Here is a 26332-nt window from a genome sequence, read left to right on the forward strand (position 1 = left end):
CAGCTATATTCGATATCCGTAAAAGTTTGTTGCTTTTTCATTTCTCTGCACCGCCTGTGAATTGATAGTTCTATTTTACCAGAGTTCTCCTCTCTTCGGTAGAGGGGCGGATTAAATCAGAGGTTCCCTAATCTATCAACTCGACCCTATCGTTTTCAGGGTAGTTGATATGTTTCCTCAAAGAATAAAAATGAGGGTTTCCCGACTTTAACATCCTCGGCAAAGTAGCCGTGAGCAAAGTTCAATGTCAGGAAACCCTTTATTTATCAGTGCTTTGAATAGCCTTATTTCTCCACCCGTGACATCAAGACAACACACTCGACGTGCGCGGTGCGGGGGAACAAATCCACCGGCGTGATCTGCATGGTTTTATATCCGCGCAATGCGAACCGCTTTAAATCGCGCGAAAGCGTCTCCGGGTCGCAGGAGACGTAAACCACGCGCTGGGGGGCCATCTTGCCGACGGTATCAATTAAAGATTCGTCACAGCCCTTTCGCGGCGGGTCCAGAATGACGACGTCCGGCTTTTCTCCGCGGTTCTTCAGCATGTCGGCGGCTTTTGCGGCGTCCATGCAGAGGAATTCCGCGTTTTCAATCCCATTCTCCTCCGCGTTTTGCCTGGCATCCTCCACCGCCTGCGGAATGATTTCCACTCCGATCACCTTGCCCGCGTTTTTCGCCATGGAAAGCCCGATGGTTCCCGTGCCGCAGTAAAGATCCAGAATCGTTTCGCCGCCGGTCAGGCCCGCGTACTCTGCCGCCAGACGGTAAAGGCGTTCCGCTTGCCGGCGGTTTACCTGGTAAAAAGAGAGCGGGGAAATGCGGAATTTCAGGCCGCAAAGCTCATCCGTAATGGTGTCCTGGCCCCAGATGGTCCGGCATTTGGGGCCGAGTATGACGTTGGTGCGCTCGCGGTTGCTGTTGATGACAACGCTTTTTAATCCGGGAACGTTGTTTTTCAGCAGCTCAACAAGCTCCGGTTCGTTGTGGACTCCGTTGCCGTTGACGACCACGCACGCCATGACTTCGCCTGTGGATTCCGCCAGACGGAGGAAAAAATGCCTGATGTGGCCGCGCCCTGTTTTTTCATCGTATACGTCTTCCCGGGTGCGCTTTTCCCATTCGCGGAAGGCGCCGGCTGCCGCGGAGAAAACCTGCGGCTGCAGCAGGCATTCGCCGCAGTCGATGATCCGGTGACTGTGGGAGGCGTAAAAGCCGAGGCTGATTTCTCCTCCAGGACCGCCGCCGACCGGCAGCTGCGCTTTGTTGCGGTAGTGGTCCGGATTTTCCGCGCGGACAATCGGATTCAGAATTGTGTAATGAAATCCCGCGATTCGCTCGATTGCGTCCTGAACCCGCTGCTGCTTGGCTTTGCATTCGGCTTCATACCGAACGTGCCGGTAGACGCATCCGCCGCAGCGGGAAAACTGTGGGCAGTCCACCGGAATGCGGTCCGGGGAGGATGAAAGGATTTTTTCAATCTTGCCGAACGCATAGGTTTTGGCGGTTTTTAAAATTTTAACGGAAAGACGGTCGCCTGCGGCGGCGTGCGGAACAAATACGGCAATTCCGTTATAGCGCCCGACTCCGTTGCCTTCGGCCGTATATCCGGTTATATCGAGTTCGATCATTTGATTTTTCTTGAGTTCCATTTTTCTCCGTTCTCCTTTTCCTGTTACCCGTCTAGTGTACCATTGAGCAACCGACAATACAAGGCGTACGGAAAAATGATCGGATGTGCCCGGCTGGTTCAGGAAGCATAATAGTGAATAATAACTAAAAGTGTTCGTTTTATTCCTACGTTTTATACAAAGAGTAGATTCTGTTTGGGATTCCTGGAAAGCCGTTGACAGAATGCGCCCAGGGGGGTATACTGATATCAAAGAAATGAAAGATACGAATTTAATCGATTCATTTCTTTAAGGCCTTATTTGTTTTGTGATTATAAGTCCTGTGGCAGAGTTTGCCACACCTTTTCAATACAACTCCTCCCCAAAAAGACAAAAACCGGTGAAAGCCGGTTTTTGTCTTTTTCATTTTTTGCAAGATGCTAAACAGCAAAATTCATAATGATTTTAGTTCTGTGAACGAATTCCACTTCTTACGATGCTTTGACGGAAAAAGTGGTACGATCAGGAGAGAAAGGATGGGGAATTATGGGGAAAATGTTCGAAAAAAGGTTTCCGTTTACTCTTTCTCTGACCATTTTGTTTTTGGCCGTGATTCCTACCACTGCATTTTACGCACAGGAAACTGCAAAACAGGGGAGCGCCGCAGTCAGCGCGGAGGAACACTGGTTTGGCGCCGACGCCACCGTGGAATCGGTCGGCGCGCAGTTAAAGGCTTTTGATCCGAGCATTACCGTGGTGGTGACGGACCAGGACGGAACCCCCAGAACCGGCGGCTTGCTGGAAGAAGGGGATTTCGTCATGATGTATGATGCTTCGGGAAAGCTGCGCAAGGAGTTTGTAAATATTAATCCGGACAGTCAGGAAAGCTCTTCCTCCGATTCCGCGCCGCCGGTCTCCTCACAGCCGGAAGACAGCGCGCCGTCCTCCGAACAGGCCTCGTCGCAGAGTCAGCCGGAGAGCAGCGCTCCATCCGATTTGCCCTCCGCCTCAGAGCCGTCTTCTGCGTCGAATGCCGACTCTTCCGCGCCCTCCGGACAGTCATCGGGCTCCGGGGTCTCTTCCGGGCCGGCGGATGGGTTTTTATCAGGGGATGAGAATTATTTCGATTTCAGAACACCTGTTTCGGTGGAAGAACTGGAGGATCAGCTCCTGGATGAGGGCGTGCCGGATTCCCGGCTGACGGTCAAAGCCTATAACGGCAGCATCCGGCTGGGCGGCTCCGTCTGCACGGGGGATGTTCTGACTGTTGAGAATCCGGACGGCACGGTGCAGAACCGCGTGACGGCGGTCGTTGCCGGAGATCTGACGCGCCGCGGTACCCCGGACGAAGCCTCGTGCAGAGCGCTTTACAATTATCTGACGGGCTCCGGAACACTGAGAGCCGACCTTCGCCGCGCGGCGGACCTCAACGGGGACGGAACCGTTACCACCAGCGACCTTCTGAAGCTGAAAAAGATGATTTCCGGGGAAGACTGAGGATTGACCGGGTTCGAAAAAGTAATATAATAGGAATGATCGAGAAATAAAGGAGATTATATTATGTTTGAACCCGCTGAAATCAGCAGCCTGTTTGATTTGTCCCATACGGCGGCCGCGCCGCTGCTCGCCGCGCTCCGCTATCCCTGGGAGGCACTGCCGAAAATCGGAGAATTGATCCTGCGGATCGGCGCCGGCCTGCCGGAAGAAGAATATGAGCGTCACGGTGAAGCCGTCTGGGTACACCGCACCGCGACCGTGTTTGAGTCCGCTTACCTGCATGGGCCGATAATCATCGGACCCCGGACGGAAGTGCGTCAGTGCGCGTTTCTTCGCGGAAACGCCCTGGTCGGAGCGGACTGCGTCGTCGGGAATTCGACGGAGCTTAAAAATGTGATTTTGTTCGACGGCGTCCAGGTGCCCCACTACAATTATGTGGGCGACTCCATTCTGGGGTATAAGGCGCATATGGGTGCCGGCTCCATCACCTCAAACATCAAATCAGACAAAACGGACGTGACCATCGCGACCGGGGCCGAGCGGATCGCGACGGGTCTGAGAAAGATCGGCGCCATGCTGGGCGACCGTGTGGAAATCGGCTGCAATTCGGTTCTGAATCCGGGGACCGTGATCGGCAGGGAAACCACCGTTTATCCGCTTTCCATGGTGCGCGGATTTGTGCCGCCCAACAGCATTTATAAACGCGCGGGAGAAATCGCCGTAAGAAAATAATACCATGGCCGCCGAAGGGCGGCCGTTTTCTTTTTATCATTCTGCATTTTTCTCCTTGAATCCGTTTGCCGATCCGTCTATTGTGAGGATATTACGGTTTGGAGGGATTCAAAATGAGTGATAACAAACGCGCGGCTCTGATCGGTTCGGTCTGCGGGACCGGGAAATGCTCGCTGACCGCCGCGCTGCCGGTTCTGGCCGCCGCGGGCATCGAGGTGTGCGTGGCACCGATGGCTGCGGCGTCTTCGCCGGGACCGGCGAAGGAAAAACGAATTGATTTGGGCGGCGGCCTGCCGTCTTACGCGGATCAATGGAAGAAGTTGGGCTATTCGTTCGATGCGGTGCTGTTTGAACTTCCGGAAAACGCAAAAGAAGCCGATGCGCTCGCCTCTTTCCTTCACGCGTTTCGGGAAAAGGACAATCTGATTTTGTTTGGCTCTTCCTCTTGGAACGGGAACGGCGGCAAAGACGGAATGACGCGGGAACGGGCAAAACTGGCGGAACAGTTTTGCCCGCTGGCCGATCTTGTAATTCTGCCGGCCTGCGACGCCGCTTTTCTGACGGGAGAGCGCGAGCGGGTCGGGCCGTGGAACCGCAGAACGGTGGAGGACCTGCTGCGGGGCATCTGTTCCCTGGGCGCAAAAAGCGCGGTGATGACGGGGATCTGGTTCAGTCAGGACCTGATGGGCGCGGCGGCTTACACCGCGGAAAACGGGAGCGTCAGCTATGCGTTTTCGCACCGGATCGCCGGGGAATGGCTGGGGGCGGGAGACCTGTTCTGCGCCTCTCTTCTCGCGGGGCATTTGTACGGGATGCATCTGAGCGCCGCCATGCAGCTCGCGGTCGATTTTACGGCCGACTGCATCCGCCGCACAAGGGAAAGCGGGGACGACGGAAAGTTTGGATTGAAATTTGAGGCATGTCTGCCAAAACTGATCAACCAGCTGGGAATCGTAACGCCGTAATCGACGCGTGAAAGACGCGTCCGGCCGCCGATTGGTCGCGTTTTTCGAACGAAAAATTCCGCGCGGCTTTCGACGGCCCGCGGCGCGGCCGCGATCCGGAACCCCGGTTTACTTTAAAGCCGAATGCCGCTATAATGTTTCATGAACCGAAAGGAGGTCCTTTCCTTGAATACGTTTTTAACCGCCCTTACAAGCGCGGAGTCCATCCTGCTGTTTGCGGCGCGGGTTGCCGTGGCGCTGATCAGCGGCGTCGTGGTTTTTCGCTGTTTTTCTTCCCTGCGCGTCGGGCGCAGGCGCGAGGACCCCGTCGTGGTTCTGGAAGATATGGTGACGCATGAGGTGATTCCGGTCCTGTACTGGGAAAATTCCATCGGGCGAAGCCGAAGCTGCGACATTGTTCTAAACGACGAAACCGCAAGCCGGGCCCATGCGGTGCTGTTCCGCCGGGAAAGCGGTTGGCTTGTCACGGATACCGATTCGAAGGCCGGCACATTCATCAACGGCAAAAAAGTCCGGCAGAACGCTCCGATCCTGCCCGGGGACACCGTCGCGATGGGGTCCACCGCGCTGATGCTCAAACGCACTGCGGACGTGAGCGGCCTGAAACCGTCCAAACGCCCGCGCAGGCCGGCTGCCTCCCCAGTGTCGCTGATGCTCGCGGTTACCGCCGCTCAGCTTCTGCTGGGGGCGCAGGCGTGCTTCGCGGGGGACAAGCCCGCTTTGATGCCGCTTGTTCCGCTGGGAATTCTGCTGCTGCTGGGATGGGGACTTTACTTTTTTTCCAGAAAAATACTGGGGCGCGTCAGTTTTGAGCTGGAAACCATCGCCTTTCTGAACAGCGGGATCGGAATCCTGCTGATTTCCGGCACGAATGTCAAAGAGACCTGGGTTCAGCTTGCGGCGCTTGCAGCCGGGATGGCTTTGTTCTGCGCGATGATCTGGTTTTTAGGCGACCTGGACCGCGCGATGCGGTGGCGCGTGGCGATCGGCGTGCTGGCGATTCTGCTTTTTGCCGCGAATCTGCTGCTGGGCAGGGAGTATAACGGCGCGAAAAACTGGATTGAACTCGGCCCGGTCACCATTCAGCCGTCGGAACTGATTAAAATCGCCTTTATTTTTGTCGGCGCCTCCACGCTGGACAGGCTGCAGACCGCGCGGAACCTGACGGGGTTCATCGCTTTTTCGGCGGTGTGCATGGGCGCGCTGTTCCTGATGAAAGATTTCGGCACGGCCTGCATTTTCTTTGTGACCTTTTTAATTATCGCGTTCATGCGGTCCGGCAGCTTTCGCACCATTGCGCTGATCTGTTCGGTGGCCGGGCTCGGCGCGTTCCTGATTCTGAAATTCCGGCCCTATGTCGCGCAGCGGTTTGCGGTCTGGGGGCATGTCTGGGAGCATGCGAGCGACTCGGGCTACCAGCAGACCAGAGTGCTGAGTTATTCCGCCTCCGGCGGGCTGTTCGGCGTGGGACTGGGGCGCGGCAGCCTGAAATCGGTGTTCGCGGCCCAAAGCGACCTGGTTTTCGGGATGCTCTGCGAGGAACTGGGATTGATTGTCGCGCTGATCGCGGTGCTGTCGGTCGCGGGCCTGCTGCTTTACGCGCGCTCCGACGCGACCCGGAGCCGTTCGACGCTCTATTCCATTTCCTCCTGCGCGGCGGCGGGCATGCTGTTGTTTCAGGCCTGCCTGAATATTTTCGGCGCCACGGACGTTCTTCCCCTGACCGGGGTGACGCTTCCGTTTATCAGCATGGGCGGCTCCAGCATGGTGTCCGTCTGGGGGCTTCTGGCCTTTATCAAGGCCGGGGATGAGCGGACTTATGCGGTGCGCAGGAGGAGAAAACCATGAAAACGACCGGGACGCGTTCTTTTATTCTTTATATTCTCTGCGCGGGCTTTGCCGCCGGACTTTGCGTGTTTCTTTACGGGCTGTTTGTCAACGGCGGCAACTGGGCCGTTCAGCCGTTCAACAAGCACATTTCCGGCGGGAGCTCGGTTTCCGCCGAGGGGCGTGTACTGGACCGGAGCGGCGTGGTTCTGGCCGAAAGCGAAAACGGCAAACGGGTGTACAGCAATGACGAGACCGTCCGCAGGGCGATGCTGCACGCGGTCGGGGATACGCAGGGATACATTTCCACGGGCGTTCAGTACAACTTCCGTGCGGAGCTTTCCGGCTACAATTTCGTGACGGGGCTTGCCTCCCCGACGGGACAGTCTTCCGGAAACGACCTCCGGCTTACCCTGGACAGCGGCCTGTGCAGCCTGGCCAGGCAGCAGCTTGGCAGCCGCAACGGCGCCGCGGCCCTTTACAATTACAAAACCGGGGAGATGCTCTGTATGGTCAGCACGCCCGACTATGACCCGGCAAATCCGCCGAAAGACCTGACAACCGATCAAACGGGCAAATACGACGGCGTGTTCGTCAACAAGGTGCTGTCCTCCTCGCTGACTCCCGGCTCCATTTTCAAGCTGGTGACCTCCGCCGCGGCGATTGAACAGATCAAGGACCTGGACAGCCGTACCTGGAACTGCAACGGCAGCGTCACGATCAACGGGAACAAGATCACGGATATGAGGGCGTACGGGAAACTGGATTTTAAAAACGCGCTCGCCAAATCCTCCAACGTGGCGTTTTCGCAGATTGCCATTGAGCTGGGCGCGGACACGATGACCGCAATGGCAAACGAAATGGGCTTTAACCGCACATTTGCCCTGGAGGGAATTCCGTCTGCGAAAAGCGTGTACAATGTAAACGGCGCTCAGCCGCAGGAACTCGGCTGGTCCGGCGTGGGGCAGTTCACCGACCTTGCCAACCCCTATCACATGATGATCCTGATGGGAGCGATTGCAAACGGAGGAACCTATGTGCAGCCGTATCTGGTCCAAAATGTCTCCAATTCCTTTGGATTCCGGACGGTAACCGGCTCCGCGAAAACGGGCGGGCAGCTGCTCAGCCCCGAGACCGCCGCAAAACTTACAACTTATATGCGCTATGACGTCACGTCGGATTACGGAGACGGTCTGTTCCCCGGCATGAAGGTTTCGGCGAAAACCGGGACCGGGGAAATCGGCAGCGGAAAAAAGCCGAACTGCTGGATGGTTGGATTCTCTTCCGACGAAAAGACTCCGTTCGCGTTTGCGGTTCTGGTTGAAAATCAGAATTCAAGCATTGCTTCCGCCGGGAAGCTCGCGTCCGCCTTGATGCGGGCCGCGGCAAAAATTTCATAAGTTTTTTCAGGGACTTCGGGGTGCCAACCCTTTCCGTTTGAATCCGCGAAAATTGGTGCATTTCGCCCTTTTATATCTCCGCCGGTTATGCTAAAATAAGTTGGATAAAATCTGAATGATGAATCGGATCGAAATTCAGCCGTTCAGCCGGCGGAATGGGGGAAAAAATGTCAGAAGTCATCCGTGTTTTTGTGGAAAAAAAGCCGGGGTTTGACTCGGAGGCGCGGCATCTGCGCGCGGACCTGATGGAAAACCTTGGCCTGACTTCCGTGGAAGACGTCAAAATCGTCAACCGCTACGATCTTTCCGGAATTTCAGGCAAAGAATATGAGGCGGCAAGGGACACCATCCTTTCGGAACCAAATGTTGATCTGGTGTACGAAGAGGAATATCCTTTGCCGGAGGGGTACAGAGCCTTTGCGACGGAGTATCTTCCCGGGCAGTACGATCAGAGAGCGGATTCGGCGGCCCAGTGTGTCCAGCTGCTGACGCAGGGGGAGCGGCCGCAGGTTGCGACGGCGAAACTCGTCGCGGTCAAGGGTGAATTGAATTCGGAAGCTCTTTTGAAAATTGAAAATTATCTGATCAACCCGGTTGAAAGCCGCCTTGCTTCCATGAGCAAGCCGGAAACACTCGATTCCGAGGCAAAGGTGCCTGAGGATGTCGTTCGTGTGGAAGGATTCACCTCCTGGAACGATGGGCGGCTTTTTGAATATCACCGCTCGATGGGGTTCGCCATGAGCCGCGAAGACCTTTTGTTCTGCCGCGACTATTTCCGCGACGCGGAAAAGCGGGACCCGAGTGTCACGGAACTGCGCGTGATCGATACCTACTGGAGCGACCACTGCCGCCATACGACGTTCCTGACCCGCCTGAACCGCATCACGGTGGAACGCTCCGCGCTGAGCGCGGCGATAGAGGACGCGCTCGCGGCGTACTATCACGCCCGCGACGAGGTTTACGGAAGAACCGACCGGCCGGTATCCCTGATGGACATGGCGGTCATCGGGATGAAGCTGCTGAGAAAGCGCGGCCTGATCCCCGACCTTGACGTAAGCGAAGAGATCAACGCCTGTTCGATTGAAGTGCCGGTTACGGTGGACGGGAAGGTCCAGACATGGCTGGTGCAGTTTAAAAACGAAACCCACAACCATCCGACGGAGATCGAACCGTTCGGCGGCGCGGCGACCTGCCTGGGCGGCGCGATCCGCGACCCGCTCTCCGGCAGGGCGTACGTCTATCAGGCGATGCGCGTCACCGGCTCCGGCGATCCGCGCGTGCCGTTTGAAAAGACCAGGAAGGGCAAGCTGCCGACGCGCAAGATCACGACCGGCGCGGCGCAGGGGTACAGCTCTTACGGGAATCAGATCGGCCTTGCCACGGGGCAGGTCACGGAGCTTTACGACCCCGGCTATGTTGCGAAACGCATGGAAATCGGCGCGGTGATCGGCGCGTCCCCCAAAGAAAACGTTATGCGCGGCGTTCCGGCGCCCGGTGACGTGATCGTTCTGCTGGGCGGGGCGACCGGACGCGACGGCTGCGGCGGGGCGACCGGCTCCTCCAAGGCGCACACGCAGCAGTCCATCGAGGTGTGCGGCGCGGAGGTTCAGAAGGGCAACCCGCCCACGGAGCGTAAGATCCAGCGCCTGTTCCGCGACCCGAAGGTCGCTCAAATGATCAAGCGCTGCAACGATTTCGGCGCGGGCGGCGTCAGCGTCGCGATCGGCGAGCTGGCGGACGGCCTGAGCATCGACCTTGACAAGGTCCCGAAAAAGTACGAGGGACTCGACGGAACGGAGCTTGCCATTTCGGAATCGCAGGAGCGCATGGCGGTGGTGCTGGCCCCCGGAGACACGGAAGCCTTTGTCTCCGCCGCGGCGCGGGAAAACCTCGTCGCGACCGTTGTGGCCGTCGTGAAAGAAGAGCCGAGGCTTCGCATGACATGGCGCGGAGACAAAATTGTCGATATTGCCCGATCTTTCCTGAACACGAACGGCGTTACCCAGAACGCCGACGCCCTGATTTCGGCCGTCGACCCAAAGCAGAACTACCGCGAAAGGGTTCCGGCGTGCCTTGCGGGGCTTTCGCTGGAGCAGGCGTTTGAAACGAACCTTTCCCGTTTGGAAGTTTGCGGGCAAAAGGGACTTTCCGAGCGCTTCGACGCGAGCATCGGCGCCCAGACGGTCCTGATGCCGTTCGCGGGCACCTACCAGCTGACGCCGGAAGAGGGCATGGTCGCGGGTCTGCCGGTCGCCGGTGCCAGCGACGACGCGACCGCGATGAGCTACGGCTTTATCCCGGGAATTTCCCGTTTCTCGCCGTTTCACGGCGCGGCCTACGCGGTGGTCGAGAGTCTTTCGAAGCTCGCGGCGCTCGGCGCGGACCCGCTTTCGGCGCGGCTGACCTTTCAGGAATATTTCGAACGGATGACGGACGACCCGAAAAGCTGGGGCAAACCCACCGCCGCGCTGCTCGGCGCGCTTTCCGCGCAGATCGGGCTCGGCGTTCCGTCCATCGGCGGCAAGGACAGCATGAGCGGTACGTTTGAATCCATCAGCGTTCCGCCGACTTTGGTCAGCTTCGCGGTGGCGATGACGAAAAAGAGCAAGACCGTTTCCGCGGCTTTCCAAAGGGCCGGTTCCAAGGTCTTGCTGCTTCCGCTTCCGGAGGACCCGGAGACGCTTCTGCCGAACTGGCAGAAGCTGAAGGCTTATTATGCCGCGGTGGTTCACCTTGTTCGGGGGGGCGGAGTCAGGTCCGCCTCCGTCGTAAAAGAGGGCGGCGCGGCCGCCGCCGTGGCGCGCATGTGCTTCGGCAACAAAATCGGTTTCCGCTTCAATCCGCCGGTCCTGAGCCCGCAGTGCCTGTTTGCCCCGGCTTCCGGCGCGATTCTTGTGGAACTGGACGAGGAAACGCCGGTTCGGAATCTGGCGTTTCTCACGATGGGGCATACGATAGAGCGGCCTCGGGTGGAGCTGGGAGACACGGCGCTTGACCTTGACCGGCTGATCTCCGCGTGGAGCGGTACGCTGGATAAAATATTCCCTTCAGCGGCGCCGGGTACCCCGATCCGTGATGTTCCGCTCTGCACGGAACGCGGCGCGGCGGCGCCTTCGATCAAAACGGCGAAGCCCCGCGTATTCATTCCGGTGTTCCCGGGCACGAACTGCGAATACGACAGCGCCCGCGCGTTTGAAAAGGCCGGGGCCGTACCGGAGGTTCTGGTCGTGAGGAATCTGACGCCGAATGATATTGAAGAAACCATCGAACGGATGGCGGAGGCGATTTCCCGTTCACAGATCATTATGATTCCGGGTGGCTTCTCGGGCGGCGACGAGCCGGACGGTTCGGGTAAATTCATTGCGACGACGTTCCGGAATCCGCGAATCGCGGAAGCGGTTGAGCAGATGCTTACCAAAAGAGACGGTCTGATGCTGGGAATCTGCAACGGGTTCCAGGCGCTGATTAAGCTGGGTCTTGTTCCCTACGGCAGAATTACGGCGCCGTCGGAACATGCGCCGACCCTGACCTTTAACAGCATCGGAAGGCATATCTCCCGCATGGTGTACACGCGTGTGACTTCGGTAAAATCCCCATGGTTCGCGGGGGTGAACGCGGGCGACGTGTTCGCCGTTCCGATTTCCCATGGGGAAGGCCGCTTTGTCGCGGATGAGGATGTGATGAGCGGCCTGATCGCAAACGGACAGGTCGCGACGCAGTACTGCACGCCGGACGGCGTACCGAGCGGAGCTTCCGAATGGAGTCCGAACGGCTCCGTCTGCGCGGTGGAGGGAATCACCAGCCCCGACGGGCGAATCCTTGGGAAAATGAGCCATTCGGAGCGGATGGGTGAAAATCTGTACCAAAACGTTCCGGGAAAGAAAGACCAGAAGCTGTTTGAATCCGGCGTGAACTATTTTAAATAAACAAGTATGAGAAGTCTGAAAGCTGGCGGTCGGTGTGACGGAAAATATTTTGAAGCGGACGTGGGCTGAAATCAGCCTGGACGCCGTGGAACACAATTACCGGGAGATCAAAAAGAGGCTGCGCGCTGAAACAAAGGTTTGCTGTGTGGTTAAGGCGGACGCCTACGGCCACGGCGCTGAGCGTCTTGCGGCGGAATATGAAAAGCTGGGCGCGGACTGGTTCGCGGTTTCCAATTTTGAAGAGGCGCGGCAGCTGCGCAGGGCGGGCATCAAACTGCCGATTCTGATTCTGGGTTACACGCCGCCCGAAATGGCGGAGGAGCTAGCCCGGCTGAATATTTCGCAGGCGATGGTCGGCGGCGAATACGCGGCTGCGCTGAGCGAGCGGGCCGTGAAGGCCGGGGCTTCCGTAAAGGTACATATTTCGCTGGACACCGGCATGAGCCGGGTCGGATTTTTGTATCAGCATCCGGAGCGTGACGGCGGTTCGCTGGACGAAATCGAACGCGCCTGCGCGCTGCCCGGAATCGACCCTGAGGGAGTTTTCACGCATTTCGCGGTGGCGGACGAGGGTGAAAACGGGCGTGACTATACCCGGATGCAGGCTCACAATTTCCGCGATGCAATCGAAAAGCTGAATCGGCGCGGCATATCATTCCGGATTCGTCACTGCGCCAATTCCGCGGCGATCTTCGATTATCCGGAGATGCAGATGGACATGGCGCGCCCCGGCATAATCCTCTACGGCCTGATGCCGTCCGGCTGCATCCGAAATCCCGCGCCGCTGATTCCCGTCATGCAGCTGAAAAGTGTTGTGGCGCTTGTCAAGACGGTCCCCGCCCGGACCTCGGTGAGCTACGGACGCAAATTTACCTCTCAGGAAGAGATGAAGGTGGCCACGGTGCCGGTTGGTTACGCGGACGGTTACCCGAGAAGCTTGTTTCAGTCCGCGGAGCTGCTGGTGCGCGGGCAGAGGGCAAAGATCATCGGCAGGGTCTGCATGGATCAGCTGATGCTGGACGTAACCAGAATCCCGGACGTGAAGGCGGGGGACACGGTTACGGTAATCGGCACGGACGGCGCCGCCGCCCTTCCGGTGGACGAGCTGGCTTCTCAGGCTGGAACGATCAACTATGAACTGGTTTGCGGCGTGTCCAAGCGGGTCCCGCGTGTTTTCCTGCGAAACGGTAAGACGATTGGCAGCCTTGATTATCTCAGGCGCTAAAGCACGGTCTTAAACGGGGAGAGGGGGAACGGGAATGCAAAGAAATAGAGCCGTTATGATTCTTGCATGGGCTTTTTCGGCTGCCGCGGTCGCGGCAGCGATTCACAACGCGGTTACGGGAACGGGGTCAATGGAATGCGCCGTTCTGATCACGGCTTCCCTGATTCTTCAGTTTTTATATGCGAAAAGCCTGAAACAAAACAAACCATAAAGGGCTGTTGCAAAATGAATTAGTGAGAGCGATTTCACAAAGAAACAGCCTTAAAAACAAGAGAATGCGTCTTGAAACGGCTTTTACAGGCCGGATCAAGACGCATTTTTTTACATAATTCCTGAATAGGGCTATTTTGCAACAATCTCTGTTCCACCCAAATCAGAGCGTTCTACTGCAGAAAACCAACCTTTTTCATGACCTTGCGCAGCGTTTTGCGGGCGATAACCTCCGCCTTTCGCGCGCCTTCGGCGTAACATTGTTCCAGATAGTCTTTATTCTTCATATAGTCGTCGAATTTCTCGCGGATGGGGCGAAGATGCTCCGCGACCGCCTCGCCGACCGTCGTCTTAAAGTCGCCGTAACCCTTTCCGGCAAACTCCGCCTCGATTTCCTCGTCTGTGCGTCCCGTCACGCAGGAATAGATGCCCATCAGATTGTTGACCCCGTCTTTGCCCGGGGCGCGGCGCACGCAGGCTTCGCTGTCCGTCACGGCGCGCTTGAATTTGCGCATGATATCTTCCGGGCGGTCCAGAACCGCGATGGAGGAGTTCACGTTCTCATCGGATTTACTCATCTTACGGGCGGGGTCCTGCAAAGACATGATTTTTGCGCCCGTTTCCGGAATATACCCCTCCGGCAGCTTGAACGTCTGGCCGTACAGACCGTTGAAGCGGTCGGCAATGTTGCGGGTCAGCTCGATGTGCTGCTTCTGGTCCACGCCGACCGGGACAAGGTCGGCCTGATAAAGCAGAATGTCTGCCGCCATCAGGCTTGGGTAGGTGAACAGACCGGCGTTGATGTTGTCGGGATGCTTCTGGGATTTATCCTTAAACTGCGTCATGCGCTGCAGCTCGCCGAACTGCGTGTAGCAGTTCAGAACCCACGCGAGCTGGGCGTGCTCCGGTACCTGGCTCTGAATGAAAAACGGGCTTTCCTGCGGGTCGATGCCGCAGGCGAGCAGCAGTGCGTACGCCTCAAGCGTATTGCGGCGGAATTTTGCGGGCTCCTGCCGCACCGTAATGGTGTGCAGATCCGCGAGCGCATAGATGCATTCGTATTCGTCCTGCAGCTCAATCCAGTTTTTCAGCGCGCCGAGATAATTGCCGAGTGTGATGGTGCCGCTCGGCTGAATCGCGCTGAAGATGACCTTTCTGGTGTTTTCGTTTTTTTCCGGTTCCATTAAAACTGATGCCTCCATATTGACGCTTTTACGGGATCATGTCGCTTGCGACTTCCCCTAAAAGCTGAATGCCGCGCACGAGGTTTTCGTCGGTCGGCGTGGTGTAATTGATGCGGAACGACTGGCAGGGCTTTGATTCGTCGGTCAGAAAGGCGTTGCCGGGCACGACGCAGACCTTGTGGTCAATCGCGCGTTTGACAAATTCGAGCATATCGATTCCGTTCGGCAGGGTGCACCAGAAAAACAGGCCGCCCTCGATCGGCAGATAGGTGATTTTCGGCAGAAGCCATCGATTCATCGCATCGACGGCGACCTTCGATTTTTTGCGGTATACCTCGCGCAGGCGGGCAAGATGCGCGCCAAAATCGTATTTTGTCATCAGCTCGTCGCAGAGCATTTGGCCCCAAATGTTGGTATGCACGTCCTCGCCTTGTTTGCATACGATCATTTTCTGAAGAATCGGCTTCGGTCCGACCGCGTACCCAACGCGGATGCCGGGCGCAACGACCTTGGAAAAAGTGCCGGAGTAGAGGACGATGCCCTCCGTGTCGAAGGACTTGATGGCCGGAAGGTCCTCCCCCTGAAAACGCAGGTCGCCGTAAGGGTTATCCTCCAGGATCATCACGCCGTATTTCTTTGCGAGCTCATACATTCCGTGCCGCTTTGCAAGGCTCATGGTCGCGCCGGTCGGATTCTGGAAGTTCGGGATGGTGTAGATGAATTTTACCCGCTTTTCCTCCTTTAATGCCTGTTCCAGGCCTTCCAGGCTGATTCCATCCGATTCCATCGGAACGCCGCGCAGTTTCGCCCGGTAGGAACGGTAGGTGTTCAGCGCGCCGAGAAAGCTCGGGGCTTCGCACACAATGGTGTCCTCTTCGTCGACGACGGATTTTGTAAACAGGTCCATGATCTGCTGCGCGCCGCTTGTAATGATCAGGTCGTCGCCGTCCGAACCGATTCCGGACGTTTCTTTCAAATAGGCGGCAAGATGTCCGCGCAGGGGCGTGTAACCCTCCGTCGTGCCGTACTGAAGAGCGTCGATCGGGCGCTGAGCCAGAATTCCCGCTGAAATTTCCGCGATTTCACGAACCGGAAACGCCTCCGGAGCGGGATTTCCGGCGGAGAGTGAAATAACCTGCGGATCGGCGGCATATTTGAAGATTTCCCGGATTGCAGAAGGCTTGAGTTCCAACACGCGCCTGGAAAATTGGTATTCCATAATGATCGACCTTTCTTACTGAATATTTTATTCCCTATTTTAACACAGTTTCCCTCCGGTTGCCAGATAAATCCTAATAAATGATAATATGGTTTTATCCGATTCTTTTCGCCATTATTTTACGCCATGTTATGACAATATGGTCTAAATACAAATCGTATAATAGACTTAGGTCAATTTGGGGACAAGTTGTTCCAATAAACAATGGCGGTGATAGATCCATGGCAAAGGAAAACATCCGGCGTATCCGACTTTCCGCGGCGGCGGCGGCCCCGGCACGGACGGCCGCGCGGCATCTTGCGGCTTTTACGGCGGGCATGCTTTTCGCGCGGGGGACCGTTTTCGGGCAGTACGCGCCGTTCGGCGTTGCGGCGGCGGCAGCGATGCCCTATTCGGTTCTGTGGAGCGCGATTCTTGGCAGTGCCGCGGGGTATCTTCTTCCCTCGGCCGTTACGGTCCCGGTTCACTATCTGGCCGCGCTGCTGGCTGCCGCGGCGATTCGCTGGACCCTGAACGATCTTGTGCGTTTACGCTCGCACCCCGTGTTCGCGCCGGTGGTTGCGTTTCTGCCTGTGCTGGCAACCGGGATGAGCGTGGCGCTGGTCAATGGTTCCGGAACCGCGACGACCGCCATGTACGTGGCGGAAGCCATGCTTGCGGGCGCGGCGGCGTACTTCTTCCGCCGGACGGTCTCCGTCTGGGAATCAGGCCGCAGCCCCGGTGAATGGAGTGCGCAGGAGACCACGTGCGCCGCGTTTTCTGTAGGGCTTCTAATTCTCTCCCTGTCCGGCTTGTCCGCTGGGGGAGTTTCGGCGGGCCGGGTCCTCGCGGTGCTGGCGATTCTGTTTGCCGCGCGGTACGGCGGGGTCAGCGGCGGAAGCGTTTCCGGTGTTGCGGCCGGAATCGCGTTCAGTCTTTCCACGGCGGGCCTGAATTATCTTTCCGGCGCTTACGCTCTGGGCGGGCTGATGGCCGGGCTGTTTTCGCCGGTGGGCCGGCTTGCATCCGCCTGCGCGTTTGTGGCGGCGAATACCATCGCTTCCCTTCAGGTTGGAAATCAGGCGGCGGTGGTGAGCGGCCTTTACGAGGTGATGGCGGCGACCGTCATTTATATGCTGCTCCCGGCCAAAACCGGCAGCGGCCTTGTCGGAATTTTCTCGCGAAGCGACGATTCTTCCCGTGCGGAAGGCTTGCGCCGTTCGGTGATCATGAAGCTGGATTTCGCCGCGAAGGCGCTCGGCAGCGTCTCGGAATCCGTCGAGGAGGTCTCCAAAAAGCTGCAGGTCGTTTGCTCGCCGGATATCAGCAGCGTTTACCACAAAGCTGCGGACGAGGTCTGCCGCACCTGCGGACTGAACGCCTATTGCTGGGACCGAAATTTCACCGACAGCATGAACGCTTTTAACGATCTTTCAGGAAAGCTGAAGGAAAAGGGCCAGATTCAGCGCGAGGATTTCAGCCAGCCGTTCGCTTCGCACTGCGGCCGCCTGAATCTGATTGCGGACGCCGTGAACCGCAACTACGGCGAATATGTGGTCCGCGCCGCCGCGGAGGGCCGCGCGCAGCAGGTGCGGGACGTCGTCGCGGTTCAGTTTGAAACGACGAGCAGCATGCTGGAGGAGATGGCATCCGAGCTGGAGCTGTACGACCTCTTTGACTACGCGGCGGCGCAAAAGGTGGAGGAAACGCTGCGTCTTGCCGGGATTCAGCCCTTTGACGTCAGCTGCAGAACAGATCGGTTCGGGCGCATGTCGGTTGAAATCGTATCGGGTCCGGTGGACTGCGCGCGGCTGAGCAAGGCTGAGCTGACCGAGGAGATTTCCCGCACCTGTTCCCGCACGTTCCAGCCGCCGTGCGTTACCACGGCGGGCGGAAAATGCCGGATTCAGATGACGGAGATGCCTGTCTTTCGCATCAAGTCCGGATGTGCGCAGCATGTTTGCGGAAACGGAAAACTCTGCGGTGACAGCTGGGAGATGTTCTCCGACGGCAACGGCCGTCAGATCGCCGTCCTGAGTGACGGGATGGGGACGGGAGGCAGGGCCGCCGTGGACGGAGCGATGGCCTGCGGTATTATGACGCGTCTGATCAAAGCGGGAATCGGATTCGACGCCGCGCTGAAAATCGTGAACTCGGCCCTTTTGGTGAAATCAGGCGACGAATCGCTTGCCACCATGGACATTGCCGCGTTGGATCTGTTCAACGGCCGTGCCGAGCTGTTCAAAGCCGGAGCGCCGTCCGCGATTCTGCGGCGGAACGGGCACGCGGCGGTGATCGACACCCCCAGCCTGCCGATCGGAATCCTGAACGAAACGCGGTTTGCAAAATCCTCCGAAACGCTTGCGGACGGGGATCTTCTGATTCTGATGACCGACGGGGCGCTTTCCTCCGGCGCGGAATGGATCTGTGAAGAGGCGGAGAAGTGGAACGGCCGTCTGCCGCAGGAGCTTGCGGAGGCAATCGTCTCGCGTGCGATATCAAACCGCAGGGACGGCCATGACGACGATATCACCGTTGTGGTTCAGATGCTGACAAAACTGGAGTAAATCTGAAACCGGCCCATTTTCCGTTGAATTAGGCTGCGGAACATGCTAAAATATCCAATGGAGAAAAACAGTCGGGAGGAAACAAAATGCAGACTGCCATTGGAATCCTGATGATCCTTGCCGGAATTGCCGGCGCGGTTTTTATGATGAAAAAGGCGGAGCGCAGGGCGGCTTCGGCGCCGCCGGCGGAACCGATCCGCCCGGTTCCGATTGAAGAAGCCGTCGAAGCGCTGAACCGGAAGCTGAAAGAGGATCCGGGCGCAAGGCTTCCCGTGGAGCTTTACGGCCTCGCCAGAACGGACCTTCCGGCCGTCGCACCGGTGACCGAACGCCCGGCGGCCTGCTATAAAACCGTTTCGTATTCGTGCCGTGAAAAAAGCGGCGGGCAGAGGCGGGGATTCCGGTCCGCTTCCAATCTGGAACAGACAGAAGAGTACCGGGAATCGGGCCCGGATGATTTCTATATTATGGATTCCACGTCGGATGAAAAGATCTATGTGGATCTGGAAAGCTTCGGCGACCGGGCGGAGCTGCTTTCCGCCTGCGACAGCTATGAAGAGAAAAATTCCAAATGGATGGACAGGCACCTGAAAAGCTGCCGGCGATTTTTCCCGCGGCTTGGTTCCGATATTGCCGGATACCATGTTCTGGAGTATTTTTACCATGTGAATCAGCCTTTGAACATTGCCGGGGACCTGTACCGGCATGCGAGGCGGTACCGCATCGCGGCGTCTTCCGGGAAGAAGCGTTCGCTGGTCACTTATAAATCAGAGGAACAGGCCCAAAAAGTTCTGCAAAAATCCCGCTTGACGGCGGTTGGGCTCGGCCTGATTGCCGTGGTGGTCGGCATCGGAGTGATCATCGCCGGATTCCGATAAAAAAAAGACGTAAAAATAATTTTTTGGTAATGACAGGAGCCGGATGCATGCGTCCGGCTCCTTTTTGTTGAAGTGGAATTTTTTGCTGAATCGTTTCTTTAACAAGAAAGTAAAGATTACTAATTATTTTTGATATCGATAGCTGAATTCATTGAATTTTCATTAAAATCTCATCCGATCCAAGAAAATGAAAAAAAGCAGTTGACAAAACATGATTTTAGCGTATGATTGTATTAGGACGTTAATACAGTAACAAACCGTTTTATTTTGCTCGGCTTCTGTTGACAATCATAAAATTCGCAGTATTATTTAGGTTGTTGACCGGAAATTCGCTGATTTTGGAAAGGAGTAAAATGATGAAAAAAGGGATTGCCCTTTTATTGACGCTCACATTGGCAGCGGGCGCCACGGTTCCTGCTTATGCGGAAGAAACGGCACAGTCTTCGGATCAGAAGCAAACGGTCGAGGTTACACTCGACAGCATCGAAGATATTATGTCAACCTACAACCTGAATGTAAAGACTTATCTGAACAATCTGAAAATTGCGAGAGACAATAAGGATGATTACGAAGATACCGACAACGAAGAATATTATGACAATCAATACGACGCTGCACAGGTTCAATATGATGAAAATATGAAGAACGCGGTTCTGAACGCAAAGCAAAGTTACCTGAACTACTGTGCGGACAACGACCGTTACGCGGCGGCGCAGACGAGCGCGGAAAATGCGCAGAAGGCATACAGCGCAGCTCTTTCTTCCCTTTCCTCCGGCTTTATCTCTCAGAGTGACTGCGACAGCCAGAAAGATAAATACAATCAGGCGCAGAACACGTTGACGCAGCTGGATTCGCAGCTGATAAGGGAAAGAGCCTCCCTTCGCACGCTGCTGAACCTGCCGTCCAATGTCAATATGGATATCAAACCCGTCACGGCGGATGACCTTACCCTGCAGGAGATTCCGAAGATCAATTACAGTGCGGATGTGATCGTCATGCGCGGACTGAACTCCAACATAAAGAAGGCAAAATTGGCTTACGAACTTCAGCAAAACCAAGAAGGGGATCCAGGGTATACAAAAAACACTTTGGATAATGCCTATATTGCGCTTCAGCAGACCAGAACATCGGAAGAGGCTGCGTTTCAGAAGCTTTATGATTCCATGACCAGCGCATATACGGTTTACCAGCAGGCTTTGGACCAGGTACAGCGGAAACAGGCGGAACTCACACAGGAAAGCAAAGCGCTTTCCCTCGGTTACTCCAGTCAGAAATCGGTGGACGAAAAAACCGATGAGCTGAAAACCCTGCAAAGCACGCTCGCCGACGACCGGAATACCCTGTTTACCAGTTATTTGAGCTATATAAATATGAAAAACGGATTTTCAACAGGGAGCTGAATACATGAAACTAAAACCGAAAAAGTTTAAGTTTACCAAAAAAACGGCGGCGATATTGCTGGTAGCGGTTTTGGTCCTGGGGGTTGGAGCGTACTCCTGCTCCGTGCGCGCCAAATCCAAGAACATACATACCAATATTACAACCACCAAGCTGTCAAAAACGAACCTTCAGGATACCGTGGCCGTGTCCGGGACGGTTCACAGCAACGATTCCCACAATGTGTATACGACTTTGACCTATCCGGTTAAAACCGTCAGCGTGGATGTCGGCGACAGTGTGAAAAAGGGAGACGTTCTGGCGGTTTTGGATACCGCTACATTGGAAAAGGACGTTGAACAGCAGCAGTACACGACGGACGATGCGGGTAAGAGCGCGGCGCTTGCTCTCGCGCAGGCCAAAAGAAACTATGATAACGCGCTGTACCTGAACAGCAACGGTTTGAACAACGGCGTAGTAACGGCTCAGGCCGCGCTGAAAACCGCGGCGGATAACTATAACTATCAGAAACTGCTGTATGAAAACGGTCAGATTTCCAAAACGGCGATGGAACAGGCGCAGAGTGATTATGATAAAGCGCAGAAATCGCTGACGATCGCGCAGAATCAGGCGGATCAGGATCTGAAAGCAGCAAAGGAAGCCTATGACAGCGCGGTGCTGAAGGCGGGGGACAAAAGCGCGGATGTCGGGCTGGAAAAGCTGAAAAAAAATCTTGAGGATTCCGTGATCACCGCGCCGGCGGATGGCACTGTTACGGTGAAAAGCGCGACGGTCGGGGCCGTGCCGACCGGAGTCATGTTTGTTATTGAGAATACGGGCGACCTGATCGTAGACACGCAGATCAAAGAAATGGATGCGGCGAGCGTAAAGCCGGGCGACCCCGTAACCATTCAGACCGACGCGACGGGGGATGCGAAAATCAAGGGTACGGTTACAACCATCGCTCCGGCGGCAACCGCGTCGACGGAAGGAACCGGCAACGTCACTTATGCCGCGAAGGTATCCATAGACGACCGGAATTCGTCCCTTCGCATCGGGATGAAAGCCCGTATGGACATTGTTCTTCAGGAAAAGAAAAATGTTTTTGTTGTTCCGTATGATGCCCTGCTGCAAAAGGACGACGGCAACATCATCATGGCGGCGGAAAAAACCGGCGCTCTTTATAAGGCAAAGGAAATTCCGGTCACCACGGGTCTTGAAACCGACGTCTCGGTTGAAATCTCCGGCTCCGGGCTGAAAGACGGAATGCTTATCATCGGAAACTCGGACGGGATTTCCGCGGGTGATACGATTCAGCTGGCAGGGGAGGCCCAAAAATGAGCCGGACGATCATCCAGATGAATTCAATCATTAAAAATTATTATATCGGAACACCGAATGAGCTGCATATTCTCAAAAGTATTTCTCTGGAAGTGGAGGAAGGGGACTTCATTGCCATTGTGGGGGCTTCCGGTTCCGGAAAAAGCACGCTGATGAACATGATCGGCGTGCTGGACCGCCCCACGTCGGGGGAATATATCCTGGACGGGATTTCCATCAAACGGATGAGCGACAATCAGCTGTCGGATGTCCGCAATAAAAAAATCGGGTTTGTTTTTCAGACCTTTAACCTGATTCCCCGCAACAACGCGCTGAAAAATGTGGAACTGCCGATGCTTTACGCGGGAATGGACCGTAAAAAGCGCGTGGAACGGGCGAAAGAGCTTCTGAGTCTGGTGGGGATGGGGGACCGCATGGATCACCAGCCGAACGAGCTTTCCGGAGGGCAGAAGCAGCGCGTCGCCATCGCCCGCGCGCTGGCGAACGACCCGGCCATCCTGCTGGCGGACGAACCGACGGGCGCGCTGGATTCCGAGACCGGGCGAATGGTCATGGATCTGTTCCACAAGGTGCATGAGGAAGACGGCAAGACGATCGTCCTGATTACGCACAACCCAGAGCTGGCGGAGGAAACCAACCGGGTCGTGACGCTGCGCGACGGAATGATTGTCGGCGACAGACCCGGTTCCGGAAAGGCGGCGGTGTAATGTTCCTGAAAGAAAACGTCATTCTTGCGGTCGCCGGTCTGAGGGCGAATAAAATACGCGCGTTTCTGACGATGCTCGGCATCATCATCGGCATCGGCTCGGTCATTGCGATTGTTTCCATCGGGGACGCAGTGACCAATAATGTTTCCGATACCATGGCGGGCCTGGGGGCAAACAACATTTACGTTTATGTTGCTCCGAGCGATAACGACAGCATTTACGGGCAGATGAACGGATCAGGGACGGAGAAGATGGACGACAGCGATCTGCTGACCTTTGAGCAGATTGAGCAGGTGCGCAAAAAGTTCTCCAATGAAATCAGCGATCTTGCACTTTATGAATCCGTCGGCAGCGGCAAGGCGCAGGATGGGCATAAGTACGCGAATGTAACGATTTACGGGGCAAATCCGGGATTCGGTTCGGTTGAAAATGTCGATGTTCAGAAGGGCAGATTTCTGACGGACCGCGATATCAGCGGAAACCGGAGTGTCGCGGTGGTTTCCGATAAGCTGGTTTCCAACATGTTCGGCAGTGGAACCGATCCGCTCGGCCAAAAAATCAACGTGGACACAAGCGACGGCGTGGAATCCTACACGATCGTCGGCGTGTACAAATATGTTCAGCAGGGGTTCGGCGGCGCTGCCGTCGCGGACAAGGACATCAGCACGACGCTTTACATTCCGGTCAGCGTTGCCAAGGAAACGTCGGATAACCAGAACTATTCCTCGTTTGAAATCAGGCTGAAGAATGTGAACGATACCCATGCGTTCACGGACCGGATTGAGTCCTACATGAAACGGCTGTACGCCAACAATCCCAAATACACGTGCTCGGCTTACAATATGGAGAACATGCTGTCCTCCGTGACCTCCATGATGGGGACCATTTCCATTGCGATCGCCGCGATCGCCGCGATTGCCCTGATTGTCGGCGGCATCGGCGTCATGAACATCATGTTGGTTTCCGTGACCGAGCGCACGCGGGAAATCGGCACGCGCAAGGCTCTTGGCGCGCGCAGCAGCTATATCCGGATGCAGTTTATCGTGGAGTCGGTCATCATCTGCGTCATCGGCGGGATAATCGGGATTATCACGGGAATCGGATTGGCTGCGGCGGGGGTGGCCCTGCTGAAGATGAAGCTGGTAATTTCCGTGCCGATCATTTTCATCAGCGTCGGATTTTCCATGCTGATCGGCATTTTCTTCGGATATTATCCGGCGAAAAAGGCCAGCCAGCTGGACCCGATCGAAGCGCTGCGATACGAATAAGCGGAAAAAATCCCCTTTGAAAGGGGAACTTCATACCCCGGCGGCGCCCGATTGGCTGCTTGTTGAAAAAGTCCAGCGGAAGCTGGGCTTTTTCGTTGTAATACGGCAAAACAGAAGCAGACAATAAAAGAAGTTGAAACGGGAAAAACTGCGCAGAAACGCAGTGGAATTTGTGAACACGGACTTATTGGTGCCACAAGAGCATCTGCTGTGGAAGATTGACAGCACGGTGGATTCCTTCCATTTCTATGATTTTGATAAAGAATGATACTGTGAGGACAACGGCCGGACCCAGCGTGGGTCTGGCCATTCTGTTTGAAGATTGTGTTTGCTCAACATCGGTACGAAATCCCCACTTGGGCCGGACGATTCAGTCGGATTCTTTTTGCATTCTCCAAAGGGTAGAACGGCTGATATGAAGCATGCCGGCAATTTCCTTTTGCGTATATCCCAATTTGTCGGATAAATCATGAAGCATATCCGCAGAAGCGTCCGTGACCCCGGGCGCGTAATGGTACCGGCTGAAAACATCCGCCAGCAGCCGCTTTTCCCCAATACACTCGCGGAGGATGCGCGAAAATGATTTTTCTTCTCCCTGCGCATTCAGAAAAAGAGAAAAGCGCGCGCACACATTATGAAGTTCGCGGATGTTTCCCGGCCATGAGTACATCCGGAGAAGGGAAAGGTCATCATCCGGAATCAGAACCGGTCCGGCCTCTACTTTATGATTCAAAAATTGCCGGAAAAGCAGAAGAATATCTTCCCCGCGCCTGCGCAAAGGAGGCAGTTCGAGCTCAAGCTCATTCAGCCGAAACAGCAAGTCCATACGAAACCCGTCTTTCAGCATATCCTCCGGATTTTTATTTGTCGCCGCGATCACCCGTACGTCGACGGGTATGATTTTGTCGTCTCCGATCCTCATAATCTCGTGTTCCTGCAAAACCCGCAGCAGCTTGACCTGCAGCGCCGGGGATACGCTGCCGATTTCATCGAGAAAAATGGTTCCGCCGTTAGCAAGCTCAAAAAGGCCCCGGTGCCCGCCTTTTGCGCTGCCGGTAAAAGCGCCCTCCTGATAGCCGAACAATTCGCTTTCCAGCAAATTATCCGGCAGCGCGGCACAGTTGACAGCCACAAAACTTTGCCCCGCGCGTTCGGAATAGTTGCAGATGCTCTGCGCCAAAAGTTCCTTTCCGGTGCCGGTTTCCCCGAAGATTAAAATATTGTAATTCGTTTTTGAATAAAGTTTTGCTTTATTCAGGGTCTTCTTCAGTTCCGCGCAATTTCCGAGGATATCAGAAAAATGATATTTCGAAATAAACCCGCTTTTGCTTAACAGCGCGCGCTGTTTGATCAAATAAGACATTTCTGATTTTCTGAAGTCGGAAAGGTCGGTGATCAAAGCCGTTGCGGCGGCCTCCACGGCCGGGTCTTCCGTCATCAGAATTTTGCGAAGATGCAGCTGACGGTTGTGGTACAGTACGACCGTATCCTCAACGCGTGATTTTTGCTGAAAGGTGGAGGTCAGTTTCAACTGCGGGAACAGGGTTTCAGCCTGTTTGCCCAGCGCGTCGGACGCCGTTACCCCCAGATAGTTTTCGGCGCTTGGGTTGTAATTTGTAACGGCTCCGAAGCGGTCGATACTGATGATCCCGTTCGGCGACTCTCCGATTACGGCGGCATAATACATCATATCGCTCTTTTTCTTTCTTAGCCGCTGCGCGAATATTTTGGCGGTGCGAAACGCGTTGATAATGACCTGAATGCCGGGATAAATTAACACGCCGGTTAAACCGAGCTGCGCGGCAACCTCACACGCGTACCCTCCTCCCATGATGAGAGGGCAGCCGCAGTCCCTCATCTTTTCCGGCAGATCCGTATTGCGGTTATAAATGATTTTTTTGATTTGGATTCCCAAAAAAGGTTCAAGCAGGCTGAAATCATAGTTCAGCCTGTTTTGATAGCAGGCAATGCCGATCCGGTCGGCCTTCTTCGACGCTTCCACAATATGCTGCAGATAATCCTGATACCCCACTTCAATACCCACGATTGGGATGTCATAAGAATGCGAAATGGTTTCAAAGTTCGAGCTGCCGGCAATAAAAACCTCCGTATTGTTTTTTAAAGCCAGCCGGATGCTTTTGTTTAGCTTTTGCCCCTGTGTTGAGACGCAGGTTATTTCCATCTCGGGATCGTTGAGCTGCCGGACGGCATTCAGCGCCAGTTCATGCAGCTTACCGTATGTAAAACAACAGATTCTGTATTTCTGAAACATTTGTGTCCGCTCCTTTCAACGAATCGGCCGGCTGCCCATCCTCCACAGTATAGCACAAAGATACGCAGAAGAACATCTAAATTGACTAAATTGTAACTTCATATGCTGGATACAGTTATTGAAATAGTAAAAGGTTACTGTTAAAAAT

The 26332-nt window shown here is 55.6% G+C and carries 19 protein-coding genes; 15 read left to right on the top strand and 4 right to left on the bottom strand.

Annotation, left to right across the window (positions count from 1 at the left end; translation table 11 throughout):
• Positions 1-284: 284 nt before the first annotated feature.
• Positions 285-1652 (bottom strand): 23S rRNA (uracil(1939)-C(5))-methyltransferase RlmD, encoded by a 1368-nt coding sequence (gene rlmD, locus CAFE_RS03760; RefSeq protein WP_156989835.1) that lies wholly within the window; start codon positions 1650-1652, stop codon positions 285-287.
• 504 nt (positions 1653-2156) lie between these two features.
• Here rlmD and CAFE_RS03765 point away from each other — a divergent pair.
• The 8 genes from CAFE_RS03765 to CAFE_RS03800 all read left to right on the top strand — a co-directional run bounded on the left by CAFE_RS03765 (position 2157) and on the right by CAFE_RS03800 (position 13393).
• Positions 2157-3107 carry a dockerin type I domain-containing protein gene (locus tag CAFE_RS03765; RefSeq protein WP_156989836.1) on the top strand — a complete coding sequence of 317 codons (951 nt, stop codon included), beginning with the start codon at positions 2157-2159 and terminating at the stop codon, positions 3105-3107.
• 63 nt (positions 3108-3170) lie between these two features.
• Positions 3171-3839: an acyltransferase gene (locus tag CAFE_RS03770; protein ID WP_156989837.1), complete on the top strand. Its 669-nt coding sequence runs from the start codon at positions 3171-3173 to the stop codon at positions 3837-3839.
• Between the two features lie 113 nt (positions 3840-3952).
• Positions 3953-4804 (top strand): carbohydrate kinase family protein, encoded by an 852-nt coding sequence (locus CAFE_RS03775; RefSeq protein WP_156989838.1) that lies wholly within the window; start codon positions 3953-3955, stop codon positions 4802-4804.
• 165 nt (positions 4805-4969) lie between these two features.
• Positions 4970-6652, top strand: a complete 1683-nt coding sequence (locus CAFE_RS03780; RefSeq protein ID WP_233452695.1) for an FtsW/RodA/SpoVE family cell cycle protein — start codon at positions 4970-4972, stop codon at positions 6650-6652.
• On the top strand, positions 6649-8031 hold the full coding sequence (locus tag CAFE_RS03785; RefSeq protein ID WP_066642000.1) for a penicillin-binding transpeptidase domain-containing protein: 1383 nt from the start codon (positions 6649-6651) through the stop codon (positions 8029-8031). Before CAFE_RS03780 ends, CAFE_RS03785 begins: the two co-directional genes overlap by 4 nt.
• Before the next feature lie 167 nt (positions 8032-8198).
• Positions 8199-11957, top strand: a complete 3759-nt coding sequence (locus CAFE_RS03790) for a phosphoribosylformylglycinamidine synthase (protein WP_207708862.1) — start codon at positions 8199-8201, stop codon at positions 11955-11957.
• Positions 11958-11991: 34 nt separating this feature from the next.
• Entirely contained in the window at positions 11992-13182 is a 1191-nt protein-coding gene (alr, locus tag CAFE_RS03795) for an alanine racemase (RefSeq protein ID WP_330593848.1), read from the top strand.
• A 34-nt stretch (positions 13183-13216) separates the two neighbouring features.
• Positions 13217-13393, top strand: coding sequence for a hypothetical protein (locus CAFE_RS03800; protein WP_156989842.1), 177 nt, complete (start codon positions 13217-13219; stop codon positions 13391-13393).
• A 172-nt stretch (positions 13394-13565) separates the two neighbouring features.
• On the opposite strand, the gene trpS is transcribed toward CAFE_RS03800, so the two are convergent.
• Together trpS and CAFE_RS03810 are read right to left on the bottom strand one after the other, a co-directional pair.
• Positions 13566-14576 (bottom strand): tryptophan--tRNA ligase, encoded by a 1011-nt coding sequence (trpS, locus tag CAFE_RS03805; RefSeq protein ID WP_066642012.1) that lies wholly within the window; start codon positions 14574-14576, stop codon positions 13566-13568.
• A gap of 28 nt (positions 14577-14604) precedes the next feature.
• Positions 14605-15795 (bottom strand): aminotransferase-like domain-containing protein, encoded by a 1191-nt coding sequence (locus CAFE_RS03810; protein WP_066642013.1) that lies wholly within the window; start codon positions 15793-15795, stop codon positions 14605-14607.
• Positions 15796-16016: 221 nt separating this feature from the next.
• On the opposite strand from CAFE_RS03810, the gene CAFE_RS03815 reads away from it, so the two are divergent.
• From CAFE_RS03815 to CAFE_RS20315, 7 genes are all read left to right on the top strand, one after another.
• Positions 16017-18341, top strand: coding sequence for a SpoIIE family protein phosphatase (locus tag CAFE_RS03815; RefSeq protein WP_156989843.1), 2325 nt, complete (start codon positions 16017-16019; stop codon positions 18339-18341).
• Positions 18342-18427: 86 nt separating this feature from the next.
• A complete protein-coding gene (locus CAFE_RS03820; protein WP_066642016.1) occupies positions 18428-19219 on the top strand; it encodes a hypothetical protein in 792 nt (263 codons plus the stop codon).
• A 353-nt stretch (positions 19220-19572) separates the two neighbouring features.
• Positions 19573-20619, top strand: coding sequence for a TolC family protein (locus CAFE_RS03825; protein ID WP_156989844.1), 1047 nt, complete (start codon positions 19573-19575; stop codon positions 20617-20619).
• A gap of 4 nt (positions 20620-20623) precedes the next feature.
• Positions 20624-21937, top strand: coding sequence for an efflux RND transporter periplasmic adaptor subunit (locus CAFE_RS03830; RefSeq protein WP_156989845.1), 1314 nt, complete (start codon positions 20624-20626; stop codon positions 21935-21937).
• Positions 21934-22644, top strand: coding sequence for an ABC transporter ATP-binding protein (locus tag CAFE_RS03835; protein ID WP_156989846.1), 711 nt, complete (start codon positions 21934-21936; stop codon positions 22642-22644). Before CAFE_RS03830 ends, CAFE_RS03835 begins: the two co-directional genes overlap by 4 nt.
• The gene (locus CAFE_RS03840; protein WP_066642027.1) at positions 22644-23912 is read left to right on the top strand and encodes an ABC transporter permease; all 1269 of its coding nucleotides are present in this window, start codon (positions 22644-22646) and stop codon (positions 23910-23912) included. Before CAFE_RS03835 ends, CAFE_RS03840 begins: the two co-directional genes overlap by 1 nt.
• 133 nt (positions 23913-24045) lie before the next feature.
• Entirely contained in the window at positions 24046-24180 is a 135-nt protein-coding gene (locus CAFE_RS20315; RefSeq protein ID WP_267459189.1) for a hypothetical protein, read from the top strand.
• Between the two features lie 102 nt (positions 24181-24282).
• On the opposite strand, the gene CAFE_RS03845 is transcribed toward CAFE_RS20315, so the two are convergent.
• Positions 24283-26184, bottom strand: coding sequence for a sigma 54-interacting transcriptional regulator (locus tag CAFE_RS03845; protein ID WP_156989847.1), 1902 nt, complete (start codon positions 26182-26184; stop codon positions 24283-24285).
• Positions 26185-26332 lie beyond the last annotated feature (148 nt).

The sequence above is a fragment of the Caproicibacter fermentans genome, assembly GCF_009746625.1.
Classification (GTDB): Bacteria; Bacillota; Clostridia; order Oscillospirales; family Acutalibacteraceae; genus Caproicibacter; species Caproicibacter fermentans.

Coding starts and splice junctions, on each gene's coding strand:
- rlmD (WP_156989835.1), bottom strand. CDS start 1,652: ATGGAACTCAAGAAAAATCAAATGATCGAACTCGATATAACCGGATAT.
- CAFE_RS03765 (WP_156989836.1), top strand. CDS start 2,157: ATGGGGAAAATGTTCGAAAAAAGGTTTCCGTTTACTCTTTCTCTGACC.
- CAFE_RS03770 (WP_156989837.1), top strand. CDS start 3,171: ATGTTTGAACCCGCTGAAATCAGCAGCCTGTTTGATTTGTCCCATACG.
- CAFE_RS03775 (WP_156989838.1), top strand. CDS start 3,953: ATGAGTGATAACAAACGCGCGGCTCTGATCGGTTCGGTCTGCGGGACC.
- CAFE_RS03785 (WP_066642000.1), top strand. CDS start 6,649: ATGAAAACGACCGGGACGCGTTCTTTTATTCTTTATATTCTCTGCGCG.
- CAFE_RS03790 (WP_207708862.1), top strand. CDS start 8,199: ATGTCAGAAGTCATCCGTGTTTTTGTGGAAAAAAAGCCGGGGTTTGAC.
- CAFE_RS03800 (WP_156989842.1), top strand. CDS start 13,217: ATGCAAAGAAATAGAGCCGTTATGATTCTTGCATGGGCTTTTTCGGCT.
- trpS (WP_066642012.1), bottom strand. CDS start 14,576: ATGGAACCGGAAAAAAACGAAAACACCAGAAAGGTCATCTTCAGCGCG.
- CAFE_RS03810 (WP_066642013.1), bottom strand. CDS start 15,795: ATGGAATACCAATTTTCCAGGCGCGTGTTGGAACTCAAGCCTTCTGCA.
- CAFE_RS03815 (WP_156989843.1), top strand. CDS start 16,017: ATGGCAAAGGAAAACATCCGGCGTATCCGACTTTCCGCGGCGGCGGCG.
- CAFE_RS03820 (WP_066642016.1), top strand. CDS start 18,428: ATGCAGACTGCCATTGGAATCCTGATGATCCTTGCCGGAATTGCCGGC.
- CAFE_RS03825 (WP_156989844.1), top strand. CDS start 19,573: ATGATGAAAAAAGGGATTGCCCTTTTATTGACGCTCACATTGGCAGCG.
- CAFE_RS03830 (WP_156989845.1), top strand. CDS start 20,624: ATGAAACTAAAACCGAAAAAGTTTAAGTTTACCAAAAAAACGGCGGCG.
- CAFE_RS03835 (WP_156989846.1), top strand. CDS start 21,934: ATGAGCCGGACGATCATCCAGATGAATTCAATCATTAAAAATTATTAT.
- CAFE_RS03840 (WP_066642027.1), top strand. CDS start 22,644: ATGTTCCTGAAAGAAAACGTCATTCTTGCGGTCGCCGGTCTGAGGGCG.
- CAFE_RS03845 (WP_156989847.1), bottom strand. CDS start 26,184: ATGTTTCAGAAATACAGAATCTGTTGTTTTACATACGGTAAGCTGCAT.